This window comes from Nocardia jiangsuensis (assembly GCF_042650385.1).
Classification (GTDB): Bacteria; Actinomycetota; Actinomycetes; order Mycobacteriales; family Mycobacteriaceae; genus Nocardia; species Nocardia jiangsuensis.
The window spans coordinates 364,282-389,519 of record NZ_JBHSAX010000013.1 but is presented as its reverse complement, the minus strand read 5'-3'; the positions used below and the strand labels follow the sequence as shown (position 1 = coordinate 389,519).

Annotated in this window: 18 protein-coding genes and 1 pseudogene; 14 read left to right on the top strand and 5 right to left on the bottom strand. The window is 73.3% G+C overall.

All coding sequences use genetic code 11. The features are described 5' to 3' along the window. Positions 1–81: 81 nt before the first annotated feature. From ACFO0B_RS13395 to ACFO0B_RS13365, 7 genes are all read left to right on the top strand, one after another. Positions 82–1,251 (top strand): phosphotransferase family protein, encoded by a 1,170-nt coding sequence (locus tag ACFO0B_RS13395; protein ID WP_378612725.1) that lies wholly within the window; start codon positions 82–84, stop codon positions 1,249–1,251. 49 nt (positions 1,252–1,300) lie between these two features. Next, positions 1,301–2,692 (top strand): replication-associated recombination protein A, encoded by a 1,392-nt coding sequence (locus tag ACFO0B_RS13390; RefSeq protein ID WP_378612724.1) that lies wholly within the window; start codon positions 1,301–1,303, stop codon positions 2,690–2,692. Positions 2,693–2,703: 11 nt separating this feature from the next. After that, complete coding sequence (alaS, locus tag ACFO0B_RS13385) at positions 2,704–5,370, top strand: alanine--tRNA ligase (protein WP_378612723.1); 2,667 nt, start codon at positions 2,704–2,706, stop codon at positions 5,368–5,370. Beyond that, positions 5,370–5,945, top strand: a complete 576-nt coding sequence (gene ruvX / locus ACFO0B_RS13380) for a Holliday junction resolvase RuvX (protein ID WP_378612722.1) — start codon at positions 5,370–5,372, stop codon at positions 5,943–5,945. The genes alaS and ruvX overlap by 1 nt, the downstream gene beginning before the upstream one ends. A 29-nt stretch (positions 5,946–5,974) precedes the next feature. Then, positions 5,975–7,519, top strand: a complete 1,545-nt coding sequence (locus ACFO0B_RS13375) for an endolytic transglycosylase MltG (RefSeq protein ID WP_378612721.1) — start codon at positions 5,975–5,977, stop codon at positions 7,517–7,519. After that, on the top strand, positions 7,509–8,360 hold the full coding sequence (locus ACFO0B_RS13370; RefSeq protein WP_378612720.1) for a shikimate dehydrogenase: 852 nt from the start codon (positions 7,509–7,511) through the stop codon (positions 8,358–8,360). Before ACFO0B_RS13375 ends, ACFO0B_RS13370 begins: the two co-directional genes overlap by 11 nt. 104 nt (positions 8,361–8,464) lie before the next feature. Beyond that, positions 8,465–8,920 carry a B-4DMT family transporter gene (locus ACFO0B_RS13365; protein WP_378612719.1) on the top strand — a complete coding sequence of 152 codons (456 nt, stop codon included), beginning with the start codon at positions 8,465–8,467 and terminating at the stop codon, positions 8,918–8,920. 107 nt (positions 8,921–9,027) lie between these two features. Here ACFO0B_RS13365 and aroB read toward each other — a convergent pair whose 3' ends face one another. The 4 genes and pseudogenes from aroB to ACFO0B_RS13345 all read right to left on the bottom strand — a co-directional run bounded on the left by aroB (position 9,028) and on the right by ACFO0B_RS13345 (position 12,992). Continuing rightward, positions 9,028–10,146 carry a 3-dehydroquinate synthase gene (gene aroB / locus ACFO0B_RS13360; protein WP_378612718.1) on the bottom strand — a complete coding sequence of 373 codons (1,119 nt, stop codon included), beginning with the start codon at positions 10,144–10,146 and terminating at the stop codon, positions 9,028–9,030. A gap of 593 nt (positions 10,147–10,739) precedes the next feature. After that, positions 10,740–11,258 (bottom strand): annotated as a pseudogene (locus ACFO0B_RS13355) (shikimate kinase); the annotation flags it as partial. Next, on the bottom strand, positions 11,255–12,463 hold the full coding sequence (aroC, locus tag ACFO0B_RS13350) for a chorismate synthase (protein ID WP_378612717.1): 1,209 nt from the start codon (positions 12,461–12,463) through the stop codon (positions 11,255–11,257). The pseudogene ACFO0B_RS13355 and the gene aroC, both read right to left, overlap by 4 nt. Before the next feature lie 55 nt (positions 12,464–12,518). Further along, the gene (locus tag ACFO0B_RS13345) at positions 12,519–12,992 is read right to left on the bottom strand and encodes a prepilin peptidase (RefSeq protein ID WP_378612716.1); all 474 of its coding nucleotides are present in this window, start codon (positions 12,990–12,992) and stop codon (positions 12,519–12,521) included. Positions 12,993–13,121: 129 nt separating this feature from the next. On the opposite strand from ACFO0B_RS13345, the gene ACFO0B_RS13340 reads away from it, so the two are divergent. The 6 genes from ACFO0B_RS13340 (at position 13,122) to ACFO0B_RS13315 (ending at position 18,163) form a co-directional block, all read left to right on the top strand. Further along, positions 13,122–14,279: a M24 family metallopeptidase gene (locus ACFO0B_RS13340; protein WP_378612715.1), complete on the top strand. Its 1,158-nt coding sequence runs from the start codon at positions 13,122–13,124 to the stop codon at positions 14,277–14,279. Between the two features lie 50 nt (positions 14,280–14,329). Continuing rightward, complete coding sequence (gene efp, locus ACFO0B_RS13335) at positions 14,330–14,893, top strand: elongation factor P (RefSeq protein WP_378612714.1); 564 nt, start codon at positions 14,330–14,332, stop codon at positions 14,891–14,893. A gap of 20 nt (positions 14,894–14,913) precedes the next feature. Then, positions 14,914–15,426: a transcription antitermination factor NusB gene (gene nusB, locus ACFO0B_RS13330; protein ID WP_378612713.1), complete on the top strand. Its 513-nt coding sequence runs from the start codon at positions 14,914–14,916 to the stop codon at positions 15,424–15,426. Positions 15,427–15,591: 165 nt separating this feature from the next. Then, the gene (locus ACFO0B_RS13325) at positions 15,592–16,482 is read left to right on the top strand and encodes a hypothetical protein (protein ID WP_378612712.1); all 891 of its coding nucleotides are present in this window, start codon (positions 15,592–15,594) and stop codon (positions 16,480–16,482) included. Between the two features lie 29 nt (positions 16,483–16,511). After that, complete coding sequence (locus tag ACFO0B_RS13320) at positions 16,512–17,204, top strand: hypothetical protein (protein ID WP_378612711.1); 693 nt, start codon at positions 16,512–16,514, stop codon at positions 17,202–17,204. A 50-nt stretch (positions 17,205–17,254) separates the two neighbouring features. Continuing rightward, positions 17,255–18,163 carry an inositol monophosphatase family protein gene (locus ACFO0B_RS13315; RefSeq protein ID WP_378612710.1) on the top strand — a complete coding sequence of 303 codons (909 nt, stop codon included), beginning with the start codon at positions 17,255–17,257 and terminating at the stop codon, positions 18,161–18,163. 45 nt (positions 18,164–18,208) lie between these two features. Here the strand turns inward: ACFO0B_RS13315 and ACFO0B_RS13310 are convergent, their stop codons facing one another. Beyond that, on the bottom strand, positions 18,209–19,426 hold the full coding sequence (locus ACFO0B_RS13310) for an ArsB/NhaD family transporter (RefSeq protein WP_378612709.1): 1,218 nt from the start codon (positions 19,424–19,426) through the stop codon (positions 18,209–18,211). 62 nt (positions 19,427–19,488) lie between these two features. Between ACFO0B_RS13310 and ACFO0B_RS13305 the strand changes: the two genes are divergently transcribed. Next, positions 19,489–25,176 carry a TIR domain-containing protein gene (locus tag ACFO0B_RS13305; RefSeq protein ID WP_378612708.1) on the top strand — a complete coding sequence of 1,896 codons (5,688 nt, stop codon included), beginning with the start codon at positions 19,489–19,491 and terminating at the stop codon, positions 25,174–25,176. Positions 25,177–25,238 lie beyond the last annotated feature (62 nt).

The window sequence follows — 25,238 nt, the reverse complement described above, 5'->3', positions numbered from 1 at the left end:
CGTGCCGGACACGCCGGGCGACGCGGAAAGGTTGTCGAACCGCTCGCTGAAAGTGACCCGTTGCGAGTACTTTGAGAGACGATGACCGCACTATTGGCCGAACGCGCCGCCGAAGTCGTGGCCGCAGCGCAACATTTGCTCACGAAGCGAATGGGCGCTCCGGTGAAGCTGAGTGATCCGACGGAACTCGGCGGGAGCGGCAGAACCACGGTTCTGCGGGTCCGCGTCGCGGAGAACGCCTTCTCCCTACCGCGCACGCTGATCGTCAAGCAGGTGAACGGCTCCGGCGCGCCCGGCGTGCCCGGCAGCGTGGTGCCCGGGGTCGTCGGCAGCGACTCCGCCTTCCTGCGCGAGGCGGTCTCCTACCAGTTCACCACCGCACTCGGCCGGGAGCACCGTCCCGGCGCCTACCTGGTCGCCTACGACCTGCCCGCCCGGCTGCTGATCCTCAGCGACCTCGGCGAGAACGCGAAGATGACCCACGTGCTGCGGGCGGGCACCAAGGCCGCCACGCACAACAGCCTGATGGCGTACGCGCAGGCGCTCGGCCGGATGCACGCCGCGACCGTCGGCCGGGAGGCCGATTTCGTCGCGCTGCTGCGCCGCGTCGATGTGGTGCACCGGATGGACGGCATCGCCCAGCAGGCGCAGGCCGCGGTCTCCGAGGTGCCCGGCATGCTGGAGCGCGAGCTCGGCGTGGACGTGCCCGGTGAGATCGCCGAGCGCATCGTGCGCGGCAACCGGCTCTTCACCGCCGGCCGCTTCCGTGCCTTCAGCCCCTCGGACCTGTGCCCGGACAACGTCATCCTGAACGAGGAGGGCGCGCGGTTCCTCGACTACGAGTGGGGCGGCTTCCGGGACGCCTCGCTGGATGTCGCGTACGCGCTGGTCTCCTTCCCCGGCTGCCTCTGCGACGTCGAGCTCTCCCGCAGCCGGGGGCAGCAGATGATCGAGGCCTGGCGCTCCGAGGTGGTCGGGGTCTGGCCCGCGCTCGCCGACGACGAGATGCTGGCCGAGCGGATCCTGGAGGCCAGGCTCATCTGGGTCTGGCTGAGCACCTACTGGTTCCTGCCCGTCGACCACCTGCGGATCGCCGCCGCCCGCGAGCACGGCCTCTCGGTGCCGCGCTCCGAGGCGCTGATCAACCGGTGGGCCGCACTGGCCGAGGACGCCCGCTGCATCGGCGACGACCACGTCGGCGACTTCGCCGAGCGGGTCTCCGCGACGCTGGAGGAGCGCTGGTCGGTCTGACCGCTCGGCTCGCTGAGCCGCGTCGGACCCGGCCGGTACGGTCGAACCCATGAGCGAAGGGCTGTTCGACGTGCCCGGATCGGCGTCCGCCGAGCCGGAGTTCGCCGCCGTCGAATTCCGCGGCGCGGGCGAACTCGTCCCGCTCGCCGTCCGGATGCGTCCGGAGACCCTGGACGAGGTGGTCGGCCAGCGGCACCTGCTCGGCCCCGGCTCCCCGCTGCGCCGGTTGATCGAGGGCTCCGGCGCGGCATCGGTGCTGCTCTACGGCCCGCCCGGGACCGGAAAGACCACGCTCGCCGCGCTGGTCTCCACCGCCACCGGCCGCCGCTTCGAGGCGCTCTCCGCACTGTCGGCCGGGGTCAAGGAGGTGCGCGGCGTCATCGAGCTGGCCAGGCGCAGACTCACCGCGGGGGAGCAGACCGTGCTCTTCATCGACGAGGTGCACCGCTTCTCCCGGACCCAGCAGGACGCCCTGCTCGCCGCGGTGGAGAACCGGATCGTGCTGCTGGTCGGCGCCACCACCGAGAACCCGTCCTTCTCCGTGGTCTCGCCGCTGCTCTCCCGTTCGCTGGTACTGCAACTGCGCCCGCTCACCCCGGACGACATCCGCGCGGTGCTGCAGCGCGCGCTCGCCGACCCGCGCGGGCTCGGCGGCGTGTACACCGTCACCGACGAGGCCATGGAGCACCTGGTGCGAATCGCGGCGGGCGATGCCAGGCGCGCGCTCACCGCGCTGGAGGCGGCCACCTCCTCGGCCACCGGCGGCGCCGTCGACCTGGCGCTGGTCGAGGCCAGCGTGGACGAGGCCGCCGTGCGCTACGACCGCGCAGGCGACCAGCACTACGACGTGATCAGCGCCTTCATCAAGTCCATCCGCGGTTCCGACGTGGACGCCGCGCTGCACTACCTGGCTCGGATGATCAGCGCCGGCGAGGATCCGCGGTTCATCGCGCGCAGGCTCGTCGTGCACGCCAGCGAGGACGTCGGCATGGCCGACCCCTCCGCGCTGCAGACCGCGATCGCCGCGGCGCAGGCCGTGCAGCTGATCGGCATGCCGGAGGCGAAGCTGGCGCTCGCCCAGGCCACCATCCACCTGGCCACCGCGCCGAAATCCGGTGCGGTGGTCGCGGCGATCGGCGCCGCGCTCTCCGACGTCGGGGCGGGCAAGGCCGGCTCGGTGCCGCCGCACCTGCGCGACGGGCACTACGCGGGCGCCGCCGGGCTCGGCAACGCGCAGGGGTACCGCTACCCGCACGACCAGCCGGGCGGGGTGCTCGCCCAGCAGTACCCGCCGGACGAGCTGGTCGGCGTCGACTACTACACGCCGACCGAGCACGGCGCCGAGCGCGAGGTCGCCGCCAGGGTCGGAAAACTGCGCCGGATCGTGCGCGGGCTGCGCACCGGGCCGGGCAGCGGAAAATCGGATGAACCGGGCCGGTAGGCTGGACTTCCGTGCAGACCCACGACATCCGACGGCGCTTCCTGGACCATTTCGTCCGTGCCGGACACACCGAGGTGCCCAGCGCCTCGCTGATCCTGGCGGACCCCAACCTGCTGTTCGTGAACGCGGGAATGGTGCAGTTCAAGCCGTACTTCCTGGGGCAGGAGGAGCCGCCCTACCCGCGCGCGACCAGCGTCCAGAAGTGCGTGCGCACCGGTGACATCGACGAGGTCGGCATCACCACGCGGCACAACACCTTCTTCCAGATGGCGGGCAACTTCTCCTTCGGTGACTACTTCAAGGAGCAGGCCATCGGCTTCGCCTGGGAGTTGATCACGAAGTCGCAGGAGCAGGGCGGCTACGGCTTCGACCCGGAGCGGATCTGGGTCACCGCCTACGAATCGGACCCCGAGGCCGCCGAACTCTGGCAGCGGATCGCCGGCATGCCCGCCGAGCGGATCCAGTTCCGCGACGGCAAGGACAACTACTGGGACATGGGGGTGCCCGGCCCGGGCGGCCCGTGCTCGGAGATCTACTACGACCGCGGCCCCGCCTACGGCCGCGAGGGCGGCCCGGTCGCCGACGAGGATCGCTACATCGAGATCTGGAACCTCGTCTTCATGCAGGACATCCGCGGTGACCAGAGCCCCAAGCAGGGCCACCCGCCGATCGGCACGCTGCCGAAGAAGAACATCGACACCGGCATGGGCGTCGAGCGGATCGCCATGCTGCTGCAGGGCGTCGAGAACGTCTACGAGACCGACCTGCTGCGTCCGATCATCGCCGAGGCCGAGCAGCTGACCGGCCGCTCCTACGGCGCCGACGCCGGCGACGACGTGCGCTTCCGGGTGATCGCCGACCACGCCCGCAGCTCCGCCATGCTCATCTCGGACGGGGTGAACCCCGGCAACGACGGCCGCGGCTACGTGCTGCGCAGGCTGCTGCGCCGGATCGTGCGCTCGGCCCGGCTGCTCGGCGCCGAGAAGCCGGTGATGGCCGAGCTGATCACCGTCGTCTCCCAGCTCATGGCGCCCTCGTACCCGGAGCTCGGCACCGACTTCCGCCGGATCGAGACCGTCGCCGTCGGCGAGGAGACCGCCTTCCTCAAGACCCTGAGCACCGGCTCCACCCTGTTCGACACCGCCGTCACCGAGGTGAAGGCGAAGGGCAGCAGCACGATTCCCGGCTCCGAGGCGTTCACCCTGCACGACACCTACGGCTTCCCGATCGACCTCACCCTGGAGATGGCCGCCGAGGCGGGGCTCAGCGTGGACGAGGCGGGCTTCCGGTCGCTCATGGCCGAGCAGCGGCAGCGCGCCAAGGACGACGCGGCCGCCCGCAAACACGCGCACGCCGACCTCAGCGTCTACAAGGAGCTGATCGATCGCGGCGCCACCGAGTTCACCGGCTTCGCCGAGCTCACCTCCGAGGCCACCGTGTTGGCGCTGCTCGCCGACGGGGTCCGGATTCCGGTCGCCTCCGAGGGGCAGCAGGTCGAGGTGATCCTGGACCGCAGCCCGCTCTACGCGGAGTCCGGCGGGCAGATCGCCGACCGCGGCAGCATCACCGCCACCGGGCTCCGGCTGCGCGTCGACGACGTGCAGAAGATCGCCAAGAAGCTGTGGGTGCACAAGGGGACGGTCGAGCAGGGCGCCGTCACCGAGGGCGACGTGGTGCTCGCCCAGGCCGACCCGGCCTGGCGCCGCGGCGCCACCCAGGGCCACTCCGGCACGCACATGGTGCACGCCGCGCTGCGCCAGGTGCTCGGCCCGAACGCGGTGCAGGCCGGCTCCCTGAACAAGCCCGGCTACCTGCGCTTCGACTTCAACTGGCAGGGCCAGCTCTCCGAGCAGCAGCGCGCCGACATCGAGGCGGTCTCCAACGACGGGGTCGGCGCCGACTTCCCGGTGAACACCTTCGTCACCGACCTGACCGAGGCCAAGCGGATGGGCGCGCTCGCGCTCTTCGGCGAGAACTACGGCTCCGAGGTGCGCGTCGTCGAGATCGGCGGCCCGTTCTCGATGGAGCTCTGTGGCGGCACGCACGTGCAGCACTCCTCGCAGATCGGCCCGATCACGCTGCTCGGCGAGGCCTCGGTCGGCTCCGGCGTGCGCCGCGTCGAGGCCTTCGTCGGGCTGGACTCCTACCGGTACCTGGCCAAGGAGCGGGCGCTGCTGGCCGGCGTCGCCTCCTCGCTCAAGGTGCCCTCCGACGAGGTGCCCGCCCGGGTCGAGCAGCTCGTGGAGCGGCTCAAGGTGGCGGAGAAGGAGCTGGAGCGCAACCGCACCGCCGCGGTGCTGGCGAGCGCGGCCACCTTCGCCGAGCGGGCCGAGCGAGTCGGCTCGGTGCTGCTGGTCGCCGCCGCGGCGCCGGCGGGCATCGGCGGCGGCGATCTGCGCACCCTGGCCACCGACATCAAGGGCAGGCTCGGCAGCGAGCCCGGCGTCGTGGTGCTGCTCGGCAACGCCGACGGCAAGGTGCCGTTCGTGGTCGCGGTGAACAAGCCCGCCCAGGAACTCGGCGTCAAGGCCGGTGACCTGGTGGCCAGCTTCGGCCCGGGTATCGCAGGCCGCGGCGGCGGCAAGCCGGAGATGGCGCAGGGCTCCGGCTCCGACCCCTCCGGCATCGAGGCGGGGCTGGCCGCCGTGCGCGGCCGGGTGGGTGAACTCGCCGGCTGATGGCTGCTTCCGAACGGCACGGGCCGCAGGCGGGCGCCCGCCCCGCCGACCGGCCGGATCCGGCGAGCGACCCCGGTCGCGGCAGGCGGATCGGTATCGATGTGGGCAGCGTGCGCGTCGGCGTGGCCGCCAGCGACCCGGACGGCATCCTCGCGACCCCGGTGGAGACCGTGGCACGGGCGAAGGCCCGAGGATCGAATTCCGCCACGGCGCCGGATATCGCACGGTTAGCCGAGATTGTGCGGGAGTATGAAGCAGTCGAGGTGATCGTCGGGCTGCCCCGCACATTGCGGGGGGAGAACGGCGCATCGGCCGACATGGCCATCGCGTTCGCGGATCGGTTGCGGGAAGCGGTCCAACCGGTTCCCGTCCGACTCTCCGACGAACGGTTGACTACCGTGTCAGCTGCACGTGCATTGCGGGACAGCGGGGTTCGCGCGCGCGGCAGCCGGCAGGTGATCGACCAGGCGGCGGCGGTGGCGATCCTGCAGGGTTGGTTGGACGAACGGAGCTCGGTGGTGAAGTCGGTCGAACGCACGGTGGGACCCGATGGCGAGGTGCCGCCGCATGTCTGACCGCCCGAGCCGGGGGGAGGCGTCCCGGCATGTCTGAGCGCTGGGCGCGGGCCGAGGAGCGCTACCGCCAGAAGGAGGCCGAGCGCCGCTACAAGCGCAGGGCCCCCGCGACCGCCGAACCCGAGTGGGACGGCTACGACGACGAGACCAGGGTCATCCCGCGCTACGACGACCAGGTGCCCGGCGGCTACCCCGAGGAGCCCTACCAGGCAGGCGCCTACCCTGGCGACGGGGTCTACCCGGACGACCCGCCCGGCCACGCCGACCCCGAGCACTACCCGGACGAGGAGCCGCCGCGCCGCGGCCCGCGCAGGCCGCGCCCGGCCGCCGAGTCCGGGCGCCGCGACGACGAGGAGACGGGCACGCGCGCGCGGCGCGGGCCCGGCCGCTCCGGTCGCAAGTCCTCCCGGATCGCCTCCCGCAAGGCCGAGGAGCGCAAGCGCCGCAGACGCAACTTCTGGCTGATCGGCGCGCTCTTCGCGGTGCTCGTGGTGGCCGCGGTCGGCTACGTCGGGAGCAAGCTGGTCGGTGGTTACACCCCGGCCGAGGATTTTGCCGGTCCCGCAGGCGACCCGGTGGTGGTCGAGGTGAAGCCCGGCGACACCGCGACCCAGATCGCCGCCTCCATGTACGACAGGGGCGTGGTCGCGAGCAGCGCCGCGTTCTACGAGGCGGCCGTGCAGAACTCCGCCATGAGCGGCGTGCAGCCCGGCTTCTACGCCATTCCGAGCCGCAGCCCGGCCGAGGCCGCCGTCGCCGAGCTGGTCGGCGGCGAGAGCCGGGTCGGCAACGTGGTGATCTCCGAGGGCAGGCAGCTGCACGACCAGCACGACGTGAACACCACCGCCCGCAAGGAGGGCATCTACACCAAGATCGCCGCGGCCAGCTGCATGGGCACCACGCCGAAGTGCGTGACCTACGAGCAGCTCGACGCCGCGGGCGCCTCCGCCGACCTGGCCGCGCTCGGCGTCCCGGAGTGGGCGCGGGAGGCGGTGCGCGAGGTCCCGGACCGGCAGCGCCAGCTGGAGGGGCTGATCATGGCGGGCTCCCTCGACTTCGATCCGAGCGGCACCCCGGAGCAGATCCTCGCGCAGCTGGTCAGCACCAGCGCGCGCAGCTACGAGGCCTCCGGGCTGCTGCAATCCGGCGCCACCAACCAGCTCACCCCGTACGAGACGCTGATCGCGGCCTCGCTGGTGGAGCGCGAGGCGCTGCCGCAGGACATGGGCAAGGTGGCGAGGGTGATCGTGAACCGGCTGAAGGTGGACCAGCCGCTGCAGTTCGACTCCACGGTGAACTACGCGCTGGACAAGACCGAGGTGGCCACCACGGACGCGGACCGGGCCACGAAGACCCCGTGGAACACCTACGCCATGTCCGGGCTGCCCGCCACCCCGATCTCCTCGCCCTCGCTGGAGGCGCTGAAGGCGATGGAGAACCCGACGCCCGGTGTGTGGCTGTACTTCGTGACCATCGACCAGAAGGGCACCACGCTCTTCACCGAGTCCTACGCCGAGCACCTGCGCAATATCGACCGCGCCCTGGAGAGCGGGATCCTCGACAGTGGGCGCTGACGGCGGAGGTGGCCGCGCGGCCGGAAGTGTGCGGCGCGCCGCCGTGCTCGGCAGTCCGATCGCGCACTCGCGCTCGCCACAGTTGCACCTGGCCGCCTACCGCGCGCTCGGGCTGGACTGGAGTTACGAGCGGATCGAGTGCGACGCGGCTGCACTGCCGGGGCTGGTCGCCGGGCTCGGCCCGGAGTGGGCCGGGTTGTCGGTGACCATGCCGGGCAAGGAGGCGGCGCTGGCCGTCGCCGATTCGCGCACGGATCGTGCCGTGCTGGTCGGCTCCGCCAACACCCTGGTGCGGACTGCGGCCGGTTGGCGGGCCGACTGCACCGATGTCGACGGGGTCGCCGGTGCGTTGCGCGAGGCCGGGGTGTCGGAGGTCGAGCGGGCCGTGGTGCTCGGCGCCGGTGGGACCGCCCGCCCCGCGCTGCTGGCTCTCCGCGATCTCGGCGCCACCGAGGTGACCGTGGTGGCGCGGGACGCGGGCCGGGCCGCCGGTGCGCTCGAGCTGGCGGAGCGACTCGGGCTGCGCGCCGCGCACACCGATTTCCGGCTCGACGTACTGCGTGCGCGCTGCACCGCCGCCGACGTCGCGATCAGTACCGTGCCCGCCGCGGCGGCCGGCGCGGTCGCGGCCGCGGTGGCTCTGGCGCCGGTCGTGCTGGACGCGCTCTACCACCCGTGGCCGACCCCGCTGGCCGGCGCCGTCTCGGCCGCGGGGCACACCGTGGTGAGTGGACTGGAGATGCTGCTGAACCAGGCGTTCGGTCAGGTCGAGCAGTTCACCGGGCACCCCGCGCCGCGCGCGGCCATGCGCGCCGCGCTCAGCGCGACGTTCGCGGGCTGACCGGTTCCGCCCGTCTCGGACACCCCGGGCCGGGCGACCCCGGCATTTCCGCAGGAGCGGTACGGTGCCTTGGTTATGGTGATGGGCATGAACGGTAGGTGGACATGAACACATGGGTGCTGCGCGCGGTGGTTCTCGGCGCGCTGGTGGTGCTCCTGCGGGCCGTGCTCGGCTTCGCGATGGTGAACTGGCCCACCCACGGTGGGGTGCTGCGGTTGCTGTGCCTGCTGGTGCTGCTGGTGGCGGTCGTCGGCTGGGGTGTGCTGGACGGCAGGGCCGACCGGGCGCGCATCGATCGCGGCGGCCAGGGCGCCGACCTGACCATGCGCTGGCTGCGGGCCGGGCTGGCCGGTGGGATCGGCAGCGGCCTGGTGGCCTGGATCCTGGACTTCCTTCCCCGGTTCGACCTCGGGGACAACGGGCTGCTCTTCGAGCTGACCGCGGGGGCCGCGTTCATCGTGCTGCTGATCTTCGTGCCCGCGCTGATCGGCGGCGCGATCGGCCGGCGGGCCGGTGCTGGTCGCAGAGCCGGTGCCGAGCCGGAAGCGGCGCACGCGTAGGTAGCGGCTCGGAGCTGCTGGGGCCGGAGGGCCTTGGCGTCCGTGGAAGTGCACGCGGCATCCAGCGAGGGGGCGGTCCCGATCGGGACCGCCCCCTCGTGGTCGGGTCAGAGCAGGACGGCGCCGTTGTCCGGCGTCGGCTGCTTGGCGACCACCGAGTAGGCGGCGGCGAGCAGTGCCGGGTCCGGCCCCTCGAGGCGGCCCGGCTTGGCCGGCCCGTCCAGCACCACGAAGCGGAGCACCCCGGAGCGGGTCTTCTTGTCGGTCTGCATGTGCTCCAGCAGTTGCGGCAGCGCGTCCGCGTCGTACCCGGTGGGCAGCCCGAGCGCGGTCAGGATGCTGCGGTGCCGGTCGGCGGTGGCGTCGTCGAGGCGCCCGGCCAGCCGCCCCAGTTCGGCGGCGAAGACCAGCCCGACCGAGACGGCGGCACCGTGCCGCCAGCGGTAGCGCTCGCGGCGCTCGATGGCGTGGCCGAGGGTGTGCCCGTAGTTCAGGATCTCGCGCAGCCCCGCCTCCCTGAGGTCGGTGCCGACGACGTCCGCCTTCACCTGGATGGAGCGGCGGATCAGCTCGGGCAGCACGTCGCCGGTGGGGTCCAGCGCGGCCTGCGGGTCGGCCTCGATGAGGTCGAGGATCACCGGATCGGCGATGAACCCGGTCTTCACGATCTCGGCCATGCCCGCCACGATCTCGTTGCGCGGCACCGTCTCCAGCGTCACCAGGTCGACCAGCACGGCGGCGGGCTCGTGGAAGCTGCCGACCAGGTTCTTGCCCGCCTCGGTGTTGATGCCGGTCTTCCCGCCGACGGCGGCGTCCACCATGGCGAGCAGCGTCGTCGGCACGTGCACGATGCGCACCCCGCGCATCCAGGTGGCGGCGACGAAACCGGCCAGGTCGGTGGCGGCGCCACCGCCCAGACTGACCACGACATCGTTGCGGGTCAGCCCGATCCGGCCGAGCACCTCCCAGCAGAACCCGGCCACCGCGAGGTCCTTGCCCGCCTCGGCGTCCGGGATCTCGATCCGGTGCGCGTCCACCCCGGTCTCGGCGATCGCGGCGCGCACCGCCTCCGCGGTCTCGGCCAGCGGCGGCTGGTGGAAGATCGCCACCGAGCGGACGCCGCCGCCCGCGGTGACGGACTCGACGAGTTCGCCGAGCAGCCCGCGGCCGACGATCACCTCGTACGGGTCGGCGGTGCGGACCTGGAGACGGATCGGCTCTGTCACGTGTGCTCCGAATCTGTGCGTGTGGTCTGAAGGCGGTTGCGCCCGCGGGCGCGCCGGGCCCTGGCGCGCCGCGCCCCGCCCTCGGTGGACGATGTGCTGGTAGCGGCCGGATCGGCGGACGCCGCGGAACCCGGGCCTCCGGGATCCCCGGCCCGAGCCGAGCTCCGGCTTCCGGTGCCGCGGGCGTGAGCTGCGGCGTCCGGGTTTCCGGCGTCGCCGGCCTGCCCGGCCGCGCCCGAGTCCGGCGCGTCGGCTCCGGTTGTGGTGCCGCCGTTGGCGGCAGCCTCCTGGCGGCGCCCGGTGGCGGTGACCCGGCGCTTGCGCCGTCGCCGCCGAGGCGCACGGGCCGCGGTGCCCTCCGCGGCGACTCGGTCGCCGGAGATGCGCTCGGTGACCGCGCGTTCCGGAGGATTCCTGGTGCTGCCAGCCGCCTTCGCGGCGCGGTCGGCGTCGCCCCGCACCGCGGGCTCCTGCCCCCGCCGCCCGGCTGCGCGGGCCCGCGCCCGGCGGCGCGCCCGCGAACGGCTGCCGCCGTGTGCGGGGATGGGAGCCGCCGCGGGCGCGGCGGCCTCGGGTGCCTCGGTCTCGACGCCGAGCTCGGCCAGGATGGCTCGCACGACCCGGCCGGGGCTGCGTCCGTCGGTGCGCACCCGGATGCTGGAGACCTCGCGGTAGAGCGGCCGCCGGATGCGCATGAGCTCCCGGTACCTGGCCCCGGGGTCGGCGCCGTTGAGCAGCGGCCGCCCGGTGCTCGCCCCGGTCCGGCGCAACCCCTCGGCGACGCTGATCTCCAGGTACACCACCGTCAGCTGGCGCAGCAGCGCCCGCGTGCTCTCGGAGAGCACGGCACCCCCACCGAGTGAGACGACGCCGAGTTCGTCGAGCACGGCGCGGCGTACCACCCGCTCCTCGATCCGGCGGAACTCCGGCTCGCCGTCGGCGGCGAAGATCTCCGGGATGGTCCGCCCGGTCTCCTCCTCGATCCCGGCGTCGGTGTCGTACAGCGGGACGCCGAGCTCCCTCGCCAGCTTCCGGCCGATGGTCGACTTGCCTGCGCCGGGCGGTCCGACCAGCACCACGCGTGGAGCGTGGGGGCCGGTCGGCGCGGTCATCGTGAGCGGCTGCCCGCAGGCACGTGCGGACGGGCCTCCAGCCGCTCCAGGTAGCGCGTGACGTTGTCGGTGGTCTCGGCGAGCGAATCGCCGCCGAACTTCTCCAGCGCCGCCTGCGCGACGACCAGCGCCACCATGCTCTCGGCGACAACGCCGGCGGCGGGCACCGCGCACACGTCGGAGCGCTGGTGGATGGCGACGGCTTCGTCACCGGTCGACATGTCGACGGTGGCGAGCGCGCGCGGCACCGTGGAGATCGGTTTCATGGCGGCGCGCACGCGCAGCGGCTCGCCGTTGGTCATTCCGCCCTCGAGCCCACCGGCCCGGTTGGTCGAGCGCAGGATGCCGTCGGGGCCGGGCCGCATCTCATCGTGCGCCTCGCTTCCGCGCCGCCGCGCGGTCTCGAAACCATCCCCGACCTCGACGCCCTTGATCGCCTGGATTCCCATGAGCGCGGCCGCGAGCCTGGCGTCCAGCCGGTTCTCGCCGCTGGTGAAGGAGCCGAGCCCGATCGGCAGCCCGGTCACGATCACCTCGACGACGCCGCCGAGGGTGTCGCCGTCCTTCTTGGCCGCCTCGATCTCGGCGATCATGGCGGCCTCGGCCGCGGCGTCGAAGGCGCGCACCGGGCTGGCGTCGACGGCGTCCAGATCACCGGGGCCGGGCAGGTGCTCGGCGGTGCTGCGGGCGGTACCGATCGAGATCACGTGCGAGATCACCTCGACCCCGAAGGCCTGGCGCAGGAAGTTGCGGGCGACGGTGCCCGCCGCCACCCGGGCCGCGGTCTCCCTGGCGCTGGCCCGCTCCAGCACATTGCGGGCGTCGTCGAAGCCGTACTTGAGCATGCCGGAGAAGTCGGCGTGGCCCGGGCGCGGCCGGGTCAGCGGGGCGTTGCGGGCCAGCTCGGCGAGCTCGGCCGGGTCGACCGGGTCGGCCGACATCACCGTCGTCCACTTGGGCCACTCGGTATTGGCGATCTCGATGGCGATCGGGCCGCCCATGGTGCGGCCGTGCCGCACGCCGCCGACCACGGTGACCTTGTCGGCCTCGAACTTCATCCGAGCGCCGCGCCCATAGCCGAGCCTGCGACGGGCGAGCTGTGCGGAGATCTCCTCCGACGTCACCTCGACGCCGGCGACCATCCCGTCGAGGAGGGCGACGAGAGCGGGACCGTGGGATTCTCCGGCAGTTATCCAGCGCAACACGGGTTCATCCTCCCATGTCGGGCGGGGTGCCCGGGCACACGGCCCGGCGCGCCGGTCACGACGGGCCGCCCTCGCCGATCGCCGTCGGCGTGGCGACGGCGAACAGGGTCGCGGCGCACATGGCCGGACCGTGCGGCACGGGTTGCCCGCGCACCGGCAGCCCGCGCCGATGCCGCAGGCCGAGCAGCACCAGCCCGGCGACGGCGGTGCCGACCGGCGCGAGCAGTGCCGCCCACACCCAGGCCCGTGCGCCCGCGCAGGCCGCCGCCGCGCCGAGCGCGACCGCGAGCTTCACGTCACCGGCGCCGATTCCGGCGGGGGAGACCAGGTGTGCCGTCAGGTAGACCCCGGCGAGCAGTGCCGCGCCGAACAGCGCGGGAAGGAACTGCCCGCTGCCCGCGGCATAGCCGAGCACGGCGAGCGCACCGGCCGCGGTGAGCCGATCGGGCAGCCGGTGGGTGCGCAGGTCGACGACGGCGGCGAGGGTGCACCAGGCGGCGAAGAGCGGGAGGGCGACGGGAGCGGACATGCGTTCAGCGTGCCGGGGCGGAACGCGGTCGGGAACCGCCGATCCGGCGCCTGTGGACAACTCCGGAGCTGTGCACAACTCTGCCTTTCCCCGGTAGCCGGAGCGCCCGGGCGGAGTAGTTTCGACCCCATGCCCGATGATCCAGCGCCACTGCCCCCCGGGTCGCCCACCGGTGCCCCGCTCGTTCCCGATCACGCCGGACGCCGCGCCGCGCTGCGCGGCCTGCTGGTGGAGAACGGCGTCGACGCCCTGCTCGTCACCGACCTGGTGAACATCCGCTATCTCAGCGGCTTCACCGGCTCCAATGCGGTGCTCCTCGTGCACTCGTGGGACACCAGGGATTCCGAGGAGCGTACGGTGCTCTGCACCGACGGCCGGTACCGCAGCCAGGTCGCGGAGCAGGTCCCCGATCTGCGCGCCGAGATCGCCCGCGCCTGCGCGCCGCGGGTCGTGGCGCTGGCGGGGGAGTGGCAGCTGGGCCGGATCGGCTACGAGAGCCACGTGATGACGGTCGACCAGCACCGCGCGCTGTCGGAGCAGCGCGCCGGGCTGGAGCTGGTGGCGGTGCCCGGGCTGGTCGAGCAGCTGCGGATGGTCAAGGACGACTACGAGGTGGATCGGCTCGCCGCCGCCTGCGCCGCGGGCGACGCCGGCCTCGCCACCCTGCTCGAACGCGGCGGGCTGCGCCCCGGCCGCACCGAGCGCGAGGTGGCCAGGGATCTGGAGTGGGCGATGTTCGAGCACGGCGCCGCCGGGGTCGCCTTCGAGACCATCGTCGCCGCGGGCGCCAACTCCGCGGTGCCGCACCACCGGCCCACCGCCGCGGTGCTCGCCGCCGGTGACTTCGTGAAGATCGACTTCGGCGCGATCGTGGACGGCTATCACTCCGACATGACCAGGACCTTCGTCCTCGGCCCCGCCGCCGAGTGGCAGCGCGAGATCTACGAGCTCGTGCGCGAGTCGCAGCGGGCGGGCCGGGAGGCGCTGCGCCCCGGCGCGAGGACCGGTGACGTGGACGCCGCCGCGCGCGAGGTGATCGAGGCGGCCGGACACGGCGAGTTCTTCGTGCACGGCCTCGGGCACGGGGTCGGGCTGCGCATCCACGAAGCGCCGGGCATCGCGAAAACGGCAACCGGTACACTCTTGTCCGGCGTGGCGGTGACCGTCGAACCAGGTGTGTACTTTCCCGGCCGCGGCGGAGTCCGGATCGAGGACACGCTCGTGGTGCGCGAAGGGGGCCCGGAACTGCTCACCCGCACCGGCAAGGACCTGACCGAGGTCGGCTGACCCGGTCGCCGCGAACCCCCATACGCAGACAACGAGGAGACCCGAGCACAGTGGCGGACACCAGTGACTTCAAGAACGGCCTGGTGCTGAAGATCGACGGTCAACTTCAGCAGATCACCGAGTTCCAGCACGTCAAGCCGGGCAAGGGCCCCGCCTTCGTGCGCACCAAGCTGAAGAACGTGCTGTCCGGCAAGGTGGTCGACAAGACCTTCAACGCGGGCGTCAAGGTGGAGACCGCCACGGTCGACCGGCGGGACATGACCTACCTCTACCACGACGGCTCGGACTACATCTTCATGGACGGCGAGACCTACGATCAGCTCTCGATCGGGGAGTCCACCGTCGGCCCCGGCGCCCGCTTCCTGCTGGAGAACATGCAGGTGCAGGTCGCCACGCACGAGGGTGAGGCGCTCTTCGTCGAGCTCCCGGTCACCGTCGAGCTCGTGGTGAAGCACACCGACATCGGCCTGCAGGGCGATCGCTCCACCGGCGGTACCAAGCCCGCCACCCTGGAGACCGACGCCGAGGTGCAGGTGCCCCTGTTCATCAACACCGGCGACAAGCTGCGTATCGACTCGCGCGACGGCAGCTACCTCGGCCGGGTCAACGCCTGACGCCCCCGGCGACCCGAGACGTGGCGGATCAGCCCGCGGACAAGAAGCCCGCGTACAAGAAGCTCGGCGCCCGGCACAAGGCCCGGCGTCGGGCAGTGGACCTGCTCTTCGAGGCCGAGGCCCGTGATGTGGACCCGGCCGTGCTCGCCGACGAGCGGGTCGACCTGGCCGGGCGGGACCAGACGGTCGCGCCGGTCCACCCCTACACCCGGACCCTGGTCGACGGCGTCGCCGACGACCTCGACCGGGTGGACAACACCATCGAGTCCTACCTCCAGGACTGGGCGCTCTCCCGGCTGCCCGCGGTGGACCGGGCCATCCTGCGGATCGCGGTGTGGGAGCTGTTCCACGCACCGGATGTGCCGCCGGTGGTCGCCGTGGACGAGGCCGTCGAACTGGCCAAGGAGCTCTCCACCGACGACTCGCCCGGCTTCGTGAACGGCGTGCTCGGCAAGGTGGTGCTGGTGGCGGAGCAGGTGCGTGCCGCCGCGGCGGCCACCCGCGGCCCGCGCGGTGGCGACGCCGCGAACTGACCGCGCCCGGCGCCGGGCTCCGGCGCCGCGGCGGGTCTGCCGCTGAGGGGGCGGTCGCGGTTCTTCGTTCACCCCTGAACCCCCCTGCGAGGCAATCGGTCCCGGTTCGGTCCTGCCGCTCACACCCCGCCCGTATGCTGGACGCACACGTGGAGGGGAGTTCCGATGACGCGCGCGCTGGCGTGGCTGCGCAACAACATCGATGGGCTCGTGGCGCTGGTTCTCGCGTTCATCGTCGGCATGCTGGCGGTGCTGGATCTGATCGACGTGGACAACGTCAACGCCGTCGTGCTGCTGGTGCTCGGCCTGCTCGCGGGCACGCTGCTGCGCGACCGGCACCTGTCCGCGCAGGCGGTCAGGGACGCGTCGTCGGTGCAGCTGCTGTACGGCTCAGCCATCGGGCACGCGCACACGCTGGCCCGCGGCGGCACCGAGCAGTGGATCTTCAAGGGCGGCACCGGAACCTACATCCGCGCCGTCACGCTGCGCTCCTGCGTGGAGAACGCCAGGCGCGAGCAGCGGCCGCTGCGCATGCAGCTGGAGATCCTCGATCCCGCCGACGAGCAGCTCTGCAAGACCTACGCCCAGTTCCGCACCTCGCTCACCCCGGAGGGTGACCGCACCGGCGAGGCATGGACCACCGACCGCACCAGGCGCGAGGCCTTCGCCACCGTACTCGCGGCCTGTTGGTACCGGCAGCGCTTCACCTTCCTCACCATCGGGGTCGGGCTGTCGAAGGTGATGTCGACGTTCCGCTGGGATCTCTCCTCCAGCTGCGTCATCGTCACCCAGGAGAGCACCAACTCGCCCGCGCTCATGTTCGAGCGGGACAAGCCCTACTACCGCGACCTGAGCCGCGAGCTGGTGGCCAGCTTCAAGCAGGCCAGGGAGGTGGAGCTGAGCCGTGCCGACACCGTGCCGCTGGCCGACGAGCCCTCGGTGGACCAGGTGCGCAGGCTCTTCGACGCGCTCGCGCTGCCGCTGCCCGCCACTTTCACCGACCGCGATGTCGCCGACATCGTGCGCCGCGCCCTGCAGCCGAGGAACCCCTACTGATCGACACCAGCTGACCCCGTGAGCCCCGCATGAAGCGCATCGCCCCGCACCCCGATTCCGACTACCGCCGGCTGCAGCGGCTGCTGGACGGCGGCCGCCCGCACGCCGTGCGGACCTGGGCCGCCGGCTACCTGGCCGCGGTGCTCACCGGCAACCGGCCCGCGCACGCGGTGCGGCACCCGCTCGGCTTCGTCTGCTTCCCGGTGTTCCGGGAGGCCGGGCACGGGGTCTGCCTGCACGTGTGGACCGAGGGGGTGTGCTCCTCCTCGACCACGTCGGCGATCCACGCGCACAGCTGGGACCTGGTGAGCACGGTGCTCTACGGCGAGGTCGGCAACGAAGTGATGGAGATCGACGCGGGCGGTGTCGCGCCGACCCACCGGCTCTACGAAATCCACAGCGGACGCGACGGTGACCAGGTGCGCGGCACGAACCGCATGGTTTCGTATCGCCGCAGGTCGCGGGAGTTCTTCCGGCGCGGCGACGTGTACGACCTGCCGCACGGTGTATTCCATGTATCGGAGGTGGGCGGCGAGGCCGCCACGGTCGCGCTCGGCCGGGATCGGCACGGCAGGCCGGATCTGTCGCTCGCCCCGCCGCACGTCCACGACCACCGGGTGCACCGGACCGTGTGCACCCCCGAGGAGACCCGTCGGGTGGCCGGACTCGTTCTGGCCCGGCTGCGCGACGACGCCCCCAGCGACCGGAGGCCCGATGAATGACACTGGTGCGACGGTCGAGCGGACTCGGCCGGGCGAGCGGAGGCAGACCCATGCGAACACGTGAGGCGGCGACCGCCCCCGGCCTGATCCGGGCGGGCGGCTTCGCCGCGCCGACGGTGAGCACGGTCGCGCAAGCCGCCGCCGGGGTGGCGATCGCGGCCGCCGAGGAGGCGGGCGCGGTGATCCGCGGCGGGTTGCACGGCGCGCTCGGGATCAGCGTCAAGGACGCGGGTGGCGATCTGGTGACCGAGCTGGACCTGCGGGCCGAGCGGATCATCCTGGACCGCATCCGCGGTGCCTTCCCCGGCCACCGGGTGCTGGCCGAGGAATCCGGGGTGCTCGAGGGCTTCGACGACGACTGGACCTGGGTGGTCGACCCGCTGGACGGCACCAACAACATCGCGATCGGGCTGCCGGTCTGCACCGTCGGCGTCGCGCTCTGCCACCGCGGGACCCCGGTGCTCGGCGTCGTGCACGAACCGGTGGCGGGCCACACCTGGTCGGCGATCCGGGGGCGCGGGGCGCGCGGTCCGGACGGCAGGCTGCGCTGCGGCTCCGCTCCGGCGACCGGCTCCGGCCCGGTGCTGGCCTGGTTGCAGGGGTACCCGATCCGGCGCACCGATCCCGCCGCGCGGGCGCTGCGGCTCACGCTGGAGGCCGGTGCCCGCAGGCTGATTCAGCTCTGGTCGCCGCTGCTCTGCTGGATCATGCTGAGCCGCGGGGACATCGATGGCTTCGTCGGCTACGGGGCGGGCCACATCGATCTGCCCGCGGGGACGCTCATCGCGCGCGAGGCCGGGGTGCGGATCGTCGGCTTCGACGGCGCTCCGCTCACCGAGCACATCACCCCGGCCGGGGGCGCCATCGATTTCGTCGCGGCCCGCCCCGAGGTGCTGCCCGCGCTGGCCCGGCTGGTGGAGTCCGCGGCCGGGGTGCGGGTGAGCGGGTTGCCCGGCTGAACAGCCCGGCGGCCGAGGCCGAGGCCCGCGTCCGTGCCCGGGCCGTCAGGCGGTCAGTACCAGGGCGGTGACGGCGCCGACGGTGGCGAGCACCGCCAGCACCAGCCCGGTGAGCACGAACCGGCGCATCGGCACCGAGACCCCGTGCGCCCGGCAGAACTCCAGGCACAGCAGCGTGGCCAGCGAACCCCACGGCGTCACGATCGGGGCCACGTTGGTGCCGATCAGCAGCGCGAGCAGCTGGGTCCGGTTCTCCACCGGCACCACCGCCTCGCCCGCGGTGTAGGCGGGCAGGTTGTTGGCGACATTGGACAGCCCGGCACCGGCCGCCGCGGCCCGGAAGGCGCCTGCCGCACCGGGATCGGCGCCGATCAGCGCGCCCATCAGCTCGCCGAGGCCGAGCCGGCTCAGCGTCGGCACCACGAGAAACAGCCCCACCACGAAGACCAGCAGCCGCCACGGCAGCAGCGACCAGCGCAGCGCGGCGCGGTCAACGACCGCGAAGGCGGCCACCGCCAGCGCCGCGGCCAGCACCGCCGCGACCCCGATCCGCTCGCCGAGCAGCGGGATCGCCGCGACGAAGAGCAGGCACGCGGCGGAGGTTGCGACGAGCAGGGCGCGGTCGCGCGGGCCGTCGAGCCGGACCGGCTCCGGCGGCAGGTAGGTGTCGGCGTCGCGGTGTGCCCGCCGCCAGTAGAACCACCACAGGCAGAGCGCCGTCGCCGCGATCGAGGCCAGCTGCGGCAGCGCCATGGCGGCGGCGAACTCGGTGGCGCTCAGGTCGATCCGCTCGGCGGCGAGCAGGTTGGTGAGGTTCGACACCGGGAGCAGCAGGCTGGCGGTATTGGCCAGCCAGAGCGTGGTCATCGCCAGCGGCAGCGGTGGAATCCGGGCCGGGCCGGCCAGCGCCAGCATGACCGGGGTGAGCAGCACCGCGGTGGTGTCCAGGTTCAGCAGGATCGTGGTGCCTGCCGCGAACGCCACGCAGAGCGCGAAGAGCGCGGGATAGCGGCCGCGGCCCGCGATGGCGAGCCGGTGCGCGATGACGTCGAAGACCTTGGCCCGCCTGGTCAGCTCGGCCAGCACGATGACGCTGCCGAGGAAGAGCAGCAACGGGCCGATCCGGCGCATGTTCGCCACCGCCTCGTCGCGCGGGAGCAGCCCGGTGGCGACGCAGAGCAGGCCGGCCACCAGCAGCCCGATCCGCAGGCGATCCAGCGTGGAGGTGCGGCGTGGCGAGGGGGTGTCGACCGGCTCGGGCACGACCCCATCATGGCAGTAATCGCCTGCGGGACATGTCCATCGGGTGGGCCATACTGTCGGGTGTGGCGGATCAGGGGCGGGCACGGGACTTCTTCGTCAGCTATTCACCGGCCGACGAACGCTGGGCGACCTGGCTGGCCTGGCAGCTGGAGACGGCCGGATACAGCACGCTCATCCAGGCCTGGGACTTCGTGCCGGGCACCAACTTCATCGACTTCATGGACCGCGGCGTGCGGGATTCGTCGGTGATGCTGGCGCTGCTCTCGGAGCACTACCTGGCCTCCCGGTACGGAACCATGGAGTGGCAGGCCGCCATGCGCACCGACCCGGGCAAACTCATCCCGGTCCGGATCGGCGAGTGCGCGCCCGAGGGGCTGCTCGCCACGCTGACCTGGATCGACCTGCTCGGCGTCACCGATGCCGAGCGGGCCCGCGCGGTGCTCTTCGACCGGGTGCGGCAGGTGCTGGCCGGGCGGAACAAGCCCGCCGCCGCGCCCGGGTTCCCGGTCGGGCGCTACGACGACCGGCACTTCCCCGAGCTCGAGCGGGCCGCGGCGGCGGCCGCCGAGCGCGCCAACCGGCACGTCCCGGTGGCCGAGCCCGGCTTCCCCGGCTCGCCGGGCAGCGCTCCGCGGCAGCCCGGCGTGAGCGTGCTGCACATCGCGGGCCCGCGCTTCGGCCGCGGCCTGCTCGGCAACGAACCGGGCACCGCGCGGGACCTGCAGTCCCGGATCTGGGCGAACGTCACGCACGCGGTGGACGCGGGGGTGCCCGCGCCGGAGTTGCTCGTGGTCTCCGGCGATCTCACCGAGTCCGGCAAACCCAAGGAGGCGGACGAGGCGCTCGCCTTCCTCACCGGGCTGCGGGTGCTGCTCGGCCTCGAGCCGGACCGGATCGCGGTGGTGCCGGGCAACCACGACGTCTCCAAGGCCGCCTGCCACGCCTACTTCCTGAACTGCGAGGCCCGCGACCGCACCCCGCAGCCGCCCTACTTCCCGAAGCTGGAGCAGTTCACCCGGCTCTTCGGCGAGCTGTACCAGGGGCTGGAGCACCTGGTCTTCGACGTGGGGCAGCCGTGGACGCTGTTCCCGATCCCGGCGCTGCGGGTGGTGGTGGCCGGGCTGGACTCCACCATGGCCGCCACCCACCTGCCCGAGGACGACCACGGCCTGCTCGGCGAGGTGCAGGCGGCGTGGTTCGCCGAGCGGTTGCGCGCCTTCGAGAACGACGGCTGGCTGCGGATCGGGCTGGTGCGGCACGACCCGCTGCCCGGCCCCGGCGGCGACCCGCGCGACCCCGCGCTGCTGCACGACGTGCCGGTGCTGAGCAGGCTGCTCGGCAACCGGCTCAACCTGCTGCTGCACGGCCCCGGCCCGGGCGGGGTGCTCGCCGACCGGCTGGACGGCGTGCTCCCGGTGCTGCCCGCCGCCGCACCCGGCGCCGCGGAGATCCTGCACATCACCGCCGACGGCGTCGCCCGCTACCCCGCCGGCGCCACCGAGCCCGCGGCGCTGGTCCCGGTCGAGTTCACCGGGGCCGCGGCGGCGCTCACCGCGGCCGCCGACACCCCCGCGCTCCCGGCGGCGCCGGACCCCACCGCCGACGACCCGGCGCTCGACCCGCACCATCGGCTGCTGGCCAGGGTGGCCGAGGTGGTCGAGGCCAGGCACCAGGGCGCCACCGTGCGCCGGGTCGCGGCGGTACCGCCGCACCTGCTGATCACCAGGGACGCGGACGGGGTGACCGTGCAGTCGCGGGTCGCGGTGCACGTCGGCGAGGTGACCCGCGATGTGGTCGACGCGGTGCTCGCGCACGAGCCCGGATTCGGCTCCGAGCTGGTGTACCGCGGCGCGCCGCCGCCGCGCTCGCTGCGCGAGGAGGCCGCCGGGTACGGGCTGCGGGTGCGCAGCTTCAGCGAGTTCCAGGGGCTGCTCGACCTGGACGACTACCTGGCGGGGCAGGCGGCCCGGCTGCGCACCGACCAGCGCTACCCGCCGGAGCTGTACGTGCCGCAGCGGTTCCGCGTGCTCGACCACGGCGACCAGCGGATCGAGGACGACCTCGTCGCCGAGCTGCTCCGGGTGGTCGCCGCGGACCAGGGCCGGTTCGTGCTCGTCCTCGGCGATTTCGGGCGCGGCAAGACCTTCGCGCTGCGCGAGCTGGCGCGCCGGATCACCGAGACCATGCCCGCGCTGGTGCCGATCCTGGTCGAGCTGCGGCACCTGGACAAGACGCACTCGGTGGATGCCCTCGTCGCCGCGCACCTGGCCAACCACGGCGAGGACCGGATCGACCTGAAGGCGCTGCGCTACATGCTCGCCGAGGGCCGGGTTGTCCTGCTCTTCGACGGCTTCGACGAGCTGGTGAACAGGATCAGCTACGAGTTCGCCGCCGATCACCTGGAGACGCTGCTGCGCGCGGCCGAGGGCAAGGCCAAGATCGTCGTCGCGGCGCGTACCCAGCACTTCGCCTCGCGGGCGCAGGTGCTGACCGCGCTCGGCGAGCGGGTCGGGGCGCTGCGGGAGCGGCGTATCCTCGGCATCGAGGAGTTCGGCCCGCCGCAGATCCAGGCCTTCCTCGCCAACCGGTACGGCGGCGACACCGCGCGCGCCGAGGCGAGGATGCGGCTGCTCACCGGGATCGAGGAGCTGCTCGGGCTGGCCCGCAACCCGCGCATGCTCAGTTTCATCGCCGATCTCGACGACCGCAGGCTGCGTGCGGCGGCGGGGGCGCGGCAGGCGGTCGGCGCGGCGGGGTTGTACCGGGAGATCCTCGAATTCTGGCTGTCCTACGAGGCGGATCGGGCAGGCGGCGGCCCGGGGGCCCAGCCGGGGCTGCGGGTGACCGAGATGTGGCAGGCGATCACGGCGTTCGCGCTGCGGGTCTGGGAGACCGGCGAGCCGTGCCTGCGCCGCGCCGAGCTCACCGACGTCGCGCGGGAGCTGGTGGAGCTGGTCGGGCCGCAGCGGCTCTCCATTCCGCAGTCGGCGCACGCCATCGGCTCCGGCAGCCTGCTGGTGCGCACCGACGAAGACCTCTTCGGCTTCATCCACGCCTCGGTGGCGGAGTGGCTGGTGGCGGATCACATCGCGGACCGGTTCCGCGGCGGCGACCGCACTCCGCCGCAGCTGGCACAGGCGCTGCTCTCCCCGCTCTCGGTGGACTTCCTCTGCGACCTCACCGACCCGCGCTCGCTGCGCGAATGGGCCGAGCTGGTGCTCGCCGAGCCGGACGCCGACGAGGTGTTGCGCACCAACGCCATCCGGGTGACCACCCGGCTGCGCAGCTCGCGCTCGGCCGACCTGCGCGGTGCCGTGCTCGCCGGAGAGGACCTCTCCTACCGCGACCTGCGCGAGGTGGATCTCACCGGCGCCGATCTGACCGGCGCCCGGCTGGTCGGCACCGACCTGCGCGGCGCGGTGCTGCGCGATGCCGGGCTGGTCGGGGCGCGGCTGGACGAGGCCGACCTCACCGGAGCCGACCTCACCGGAGCCGATCTGAGCCGCTCCCGGCTCACCCGCACCGACCTGACCGGCGCGCGCACCGACCGCGCGCACTGGCTGCGCGCCGCGCTGCTCGCGGTGACCGGCGCCCCGGACGGGCTGGATCGGCTCGGCGCGGCGGTGCTGCCGGGCGGCCGGGCGATCACCGAGTTCGCGCCCGCCGCGCTCGGCGTCCGGCACGGCTTCCACGCCAGGCACGGCAGGCTGCCGCAGCCGATCGCCTACAGCCCGGACGGCGGCACCATCGCCATCGGCAGCGACGACGGTGGCGTGCACCTCTACGACGCCGACACCGGCCGCCCGCTGCGCACCCTGCAGGGGCACCGGGCCCGCACCTTCGCCGTGCTCTACGCGGGATCGCTGCTGATCAGCGGCTCCGGGGACGGCAATGTCGGGCTCTGGGACCCGGGCACGGGGGAGAGTAGGAACATCCTGCGCGGCCACCGCGAGTGGGCCTGGCCGGTGGTGGCGGGCGACGGGGTACTCGCCACCGGCGACGCGGACGGCGTGCTGCGGATCTGGTCGCTGCCGGACGGTGAGCTGCGGCACGAGACCGAACCCGCGGGGGCGGGCGAGCTGATCTACACCCTGGCTGTGCACGGCACCCGGCTGGCCGCCGGATACCGGGACGGCACGGTCCGGGTCAGGGACGTCGCGACCGGCGCCGAGCTGCACCGCTTCACCGCGGCGACCGGCGCCGTGTACCGGCTCGCCTTCGACCCCACCGGCACCGTGCTCGCCGTGGGCGGCGCCCGCGGCGCACTGGCGCTGTGGAATCCCGCGACCGGACTACACGACCTGCCGGGGCACACCGGCGCCGTCTACACCCTGGCCTTCCACCCGGCCCGGCCGCTGCTCGCCTCCGGCGACACCGACGGCATGATCCGGCTCTGGGACACCGTGACCGGCGAGCTCGCGCACACCGCCGCCGACCACGCCGCCGCGCTCTACTGGGTCGCCTTCGACCAGGCCGGTGACCTGCTCGCCTCCGCCGACAGCGCGGGCGTCGTCTGCGTGCGCGATGCCGACACCGCCGTCACCAGGCACCGGCTCACCGCGCACACCGGGTCGGTCTGGCCCTTCGCCTTCCGGCCCGGTGGCGGCCAGCTGGCCGTCACCGACGACCAGTTCACCACCCGGCTGTGGGACCCGGGCACCGGGCACTGCAGGCACACCCTCGCCGGGCACGGCCGCAGCATCCGCACCGTCGCCTTCAACGCCGACAGCAGCATGCTCGCCGCCTGCGGCAACGACGGCAGCGTCCGGCTCTGGGACCCGGTGACCGGAGGCTCGGGGCGCAGGCTCGTCGGCAGCGAGGACCGGCTGGTCACCTACGAGTCGGCGGCATTCGTGCCCGGCCGCCCGCAGACCCTGGCCACCGTCGGCAACGACGGCAGGCTCAGCCTGCTCGACCTGGGCACCGGGCTCTACGAGCGGCACCTCGGCGTCGACGCCGCGCCGATCTGGGCCAGCGCCTTCGACCCGACCGGCACGCTGCTGGCGACCGCCAACGACGACGACACCGTCGTGCTCTGGCGGCGCACCACCGGCGCCCAGTACCTGGTGTGCCGGGAGCACCGCGGCCGGGTGCGGTCGATCGCCTTCGACGCCACCGGGACGCTCATGGCGACCGGCTGCGACGACTCGCTGGTCCGGGTGTGGGACGTGCGCTCCGGCGAGCTGGTGCGCACCCTGCGCGGCCACACCGACCGGGTGTACGCCGTCGCCTTCCACGGTGCCGCGGTGATCAGCGCCTCCTGGGACACCACCGCGCGGATCTGGGACCTCGGCACCGGTGCGCTCCGGCACGAGCTGACCAGGCACAGCGACCGGCTCTGGACCGCCGCCGCCGACCCGGTCACCGGGCTGCTCGCCACCGCGGGCGACGACCTGGTGGTTCGGCTCTGGGACATCGCCACCGGCAGGCATCTGCACACGCTCGAGGGGCATCGCCGCCGCGTCTGGTCGGTGACCTTCGACCCCGCCGGGAAGCTGCTGGCCGGTGGTGGCGACGACGGCACCGTGCTGCTCTGGGACCTCGCCGACATCGCGGAGCCGCGGATCAGGGCGGCGCTGCTCGGCCTGCCCGAGGGCTGGGCCGCGCTGGCGCCGGACGGCAGATACAAGGTCTCCGGCGACACGGCCGGGCAGTTCTGGCACGTCGTCGGCACCACCCGGTTCGAGACCGGGGAGCTGGACGCGCAGCTCCCGGAGATCCGCAGGCTGGCGCCGGACGAGCCGCTCTGACCGATACCCTGAGAGACAGATACTCTGATCGTTGCACGGGCCCCGACACGAGGAGAGAACAC

Coding starts and splice junctions, on each gene's coding strand:
- ACFO0B_RS13395 (WP_378612725.1), top strand. CDS start 82: ATGACCGCACTATTGGCCGAACGCGCCGCCGAAGTCGTGGCCGCAGCG.
- ACFO0B_RS13390 (WP_378612724.1), top strand. CDS start 1,301: ATGAGCGAAGGGCTGTTCGACGTGCCCGGATCGGCGTCCGCCGAGCCG.
- ruvX (WP_378612722.1), top strand. CDS start 5,370: ATGGCTGCTTCCGAACGGCACGGGCCGCAGGCGGGCGCCCGCCCCGCC.
- ACFO0B_RS13375 (WP_378612721.1), top strand. CDS start 5,975: ATGTCTGAGCGCTGGGCGCGGGCCGAGGAGCGCTACCGCCAGAAGGAG.
- ACFO0B_RS13365 (WP_378612719.1), top strand. CDS start 8,465: ATGAACACATGGGTGCTGCGCGCGGTGGTTCTCGGCGCGCTGGTGGTG.
- ACFO0B_RS13345 (WP_378612716.1), bottom strand. CDS start 12,992: ATGTCCGCTCCCGTCGCCCTCCCGCTCTTCGCCGCCTGGTGCACCCTC.
- ACFO0B_RS13340 (WP_378612715.1), top strand. CDS start 13,122: ATGCCCGATGATCCAGCGCCACTGCCCCCCGGGTCGCCCACCGGTGCC.
- ACFO0B_RS13325 (WP_378612712.1), top strand. CDS start 15,592: ATGACGCGCGCGCTGGCGTGGCTGCGCAACAACATCGATGGGCTCGTG.
- ACFO0B_RS13320 (WP_378612711.1), top strand. CDS start 16,512: ATGAAGCGCATCGCCCCGCACCCCGATTCCGACTACCGCCGGCTGCAG.
- ACFO0B_RS13315 (WP_378612710.1), top strand. CDS start 17,255: ATGCGAACACGTGAGGCGGCGACCGCCCCCGGCCTGATCCGGGCGGGC.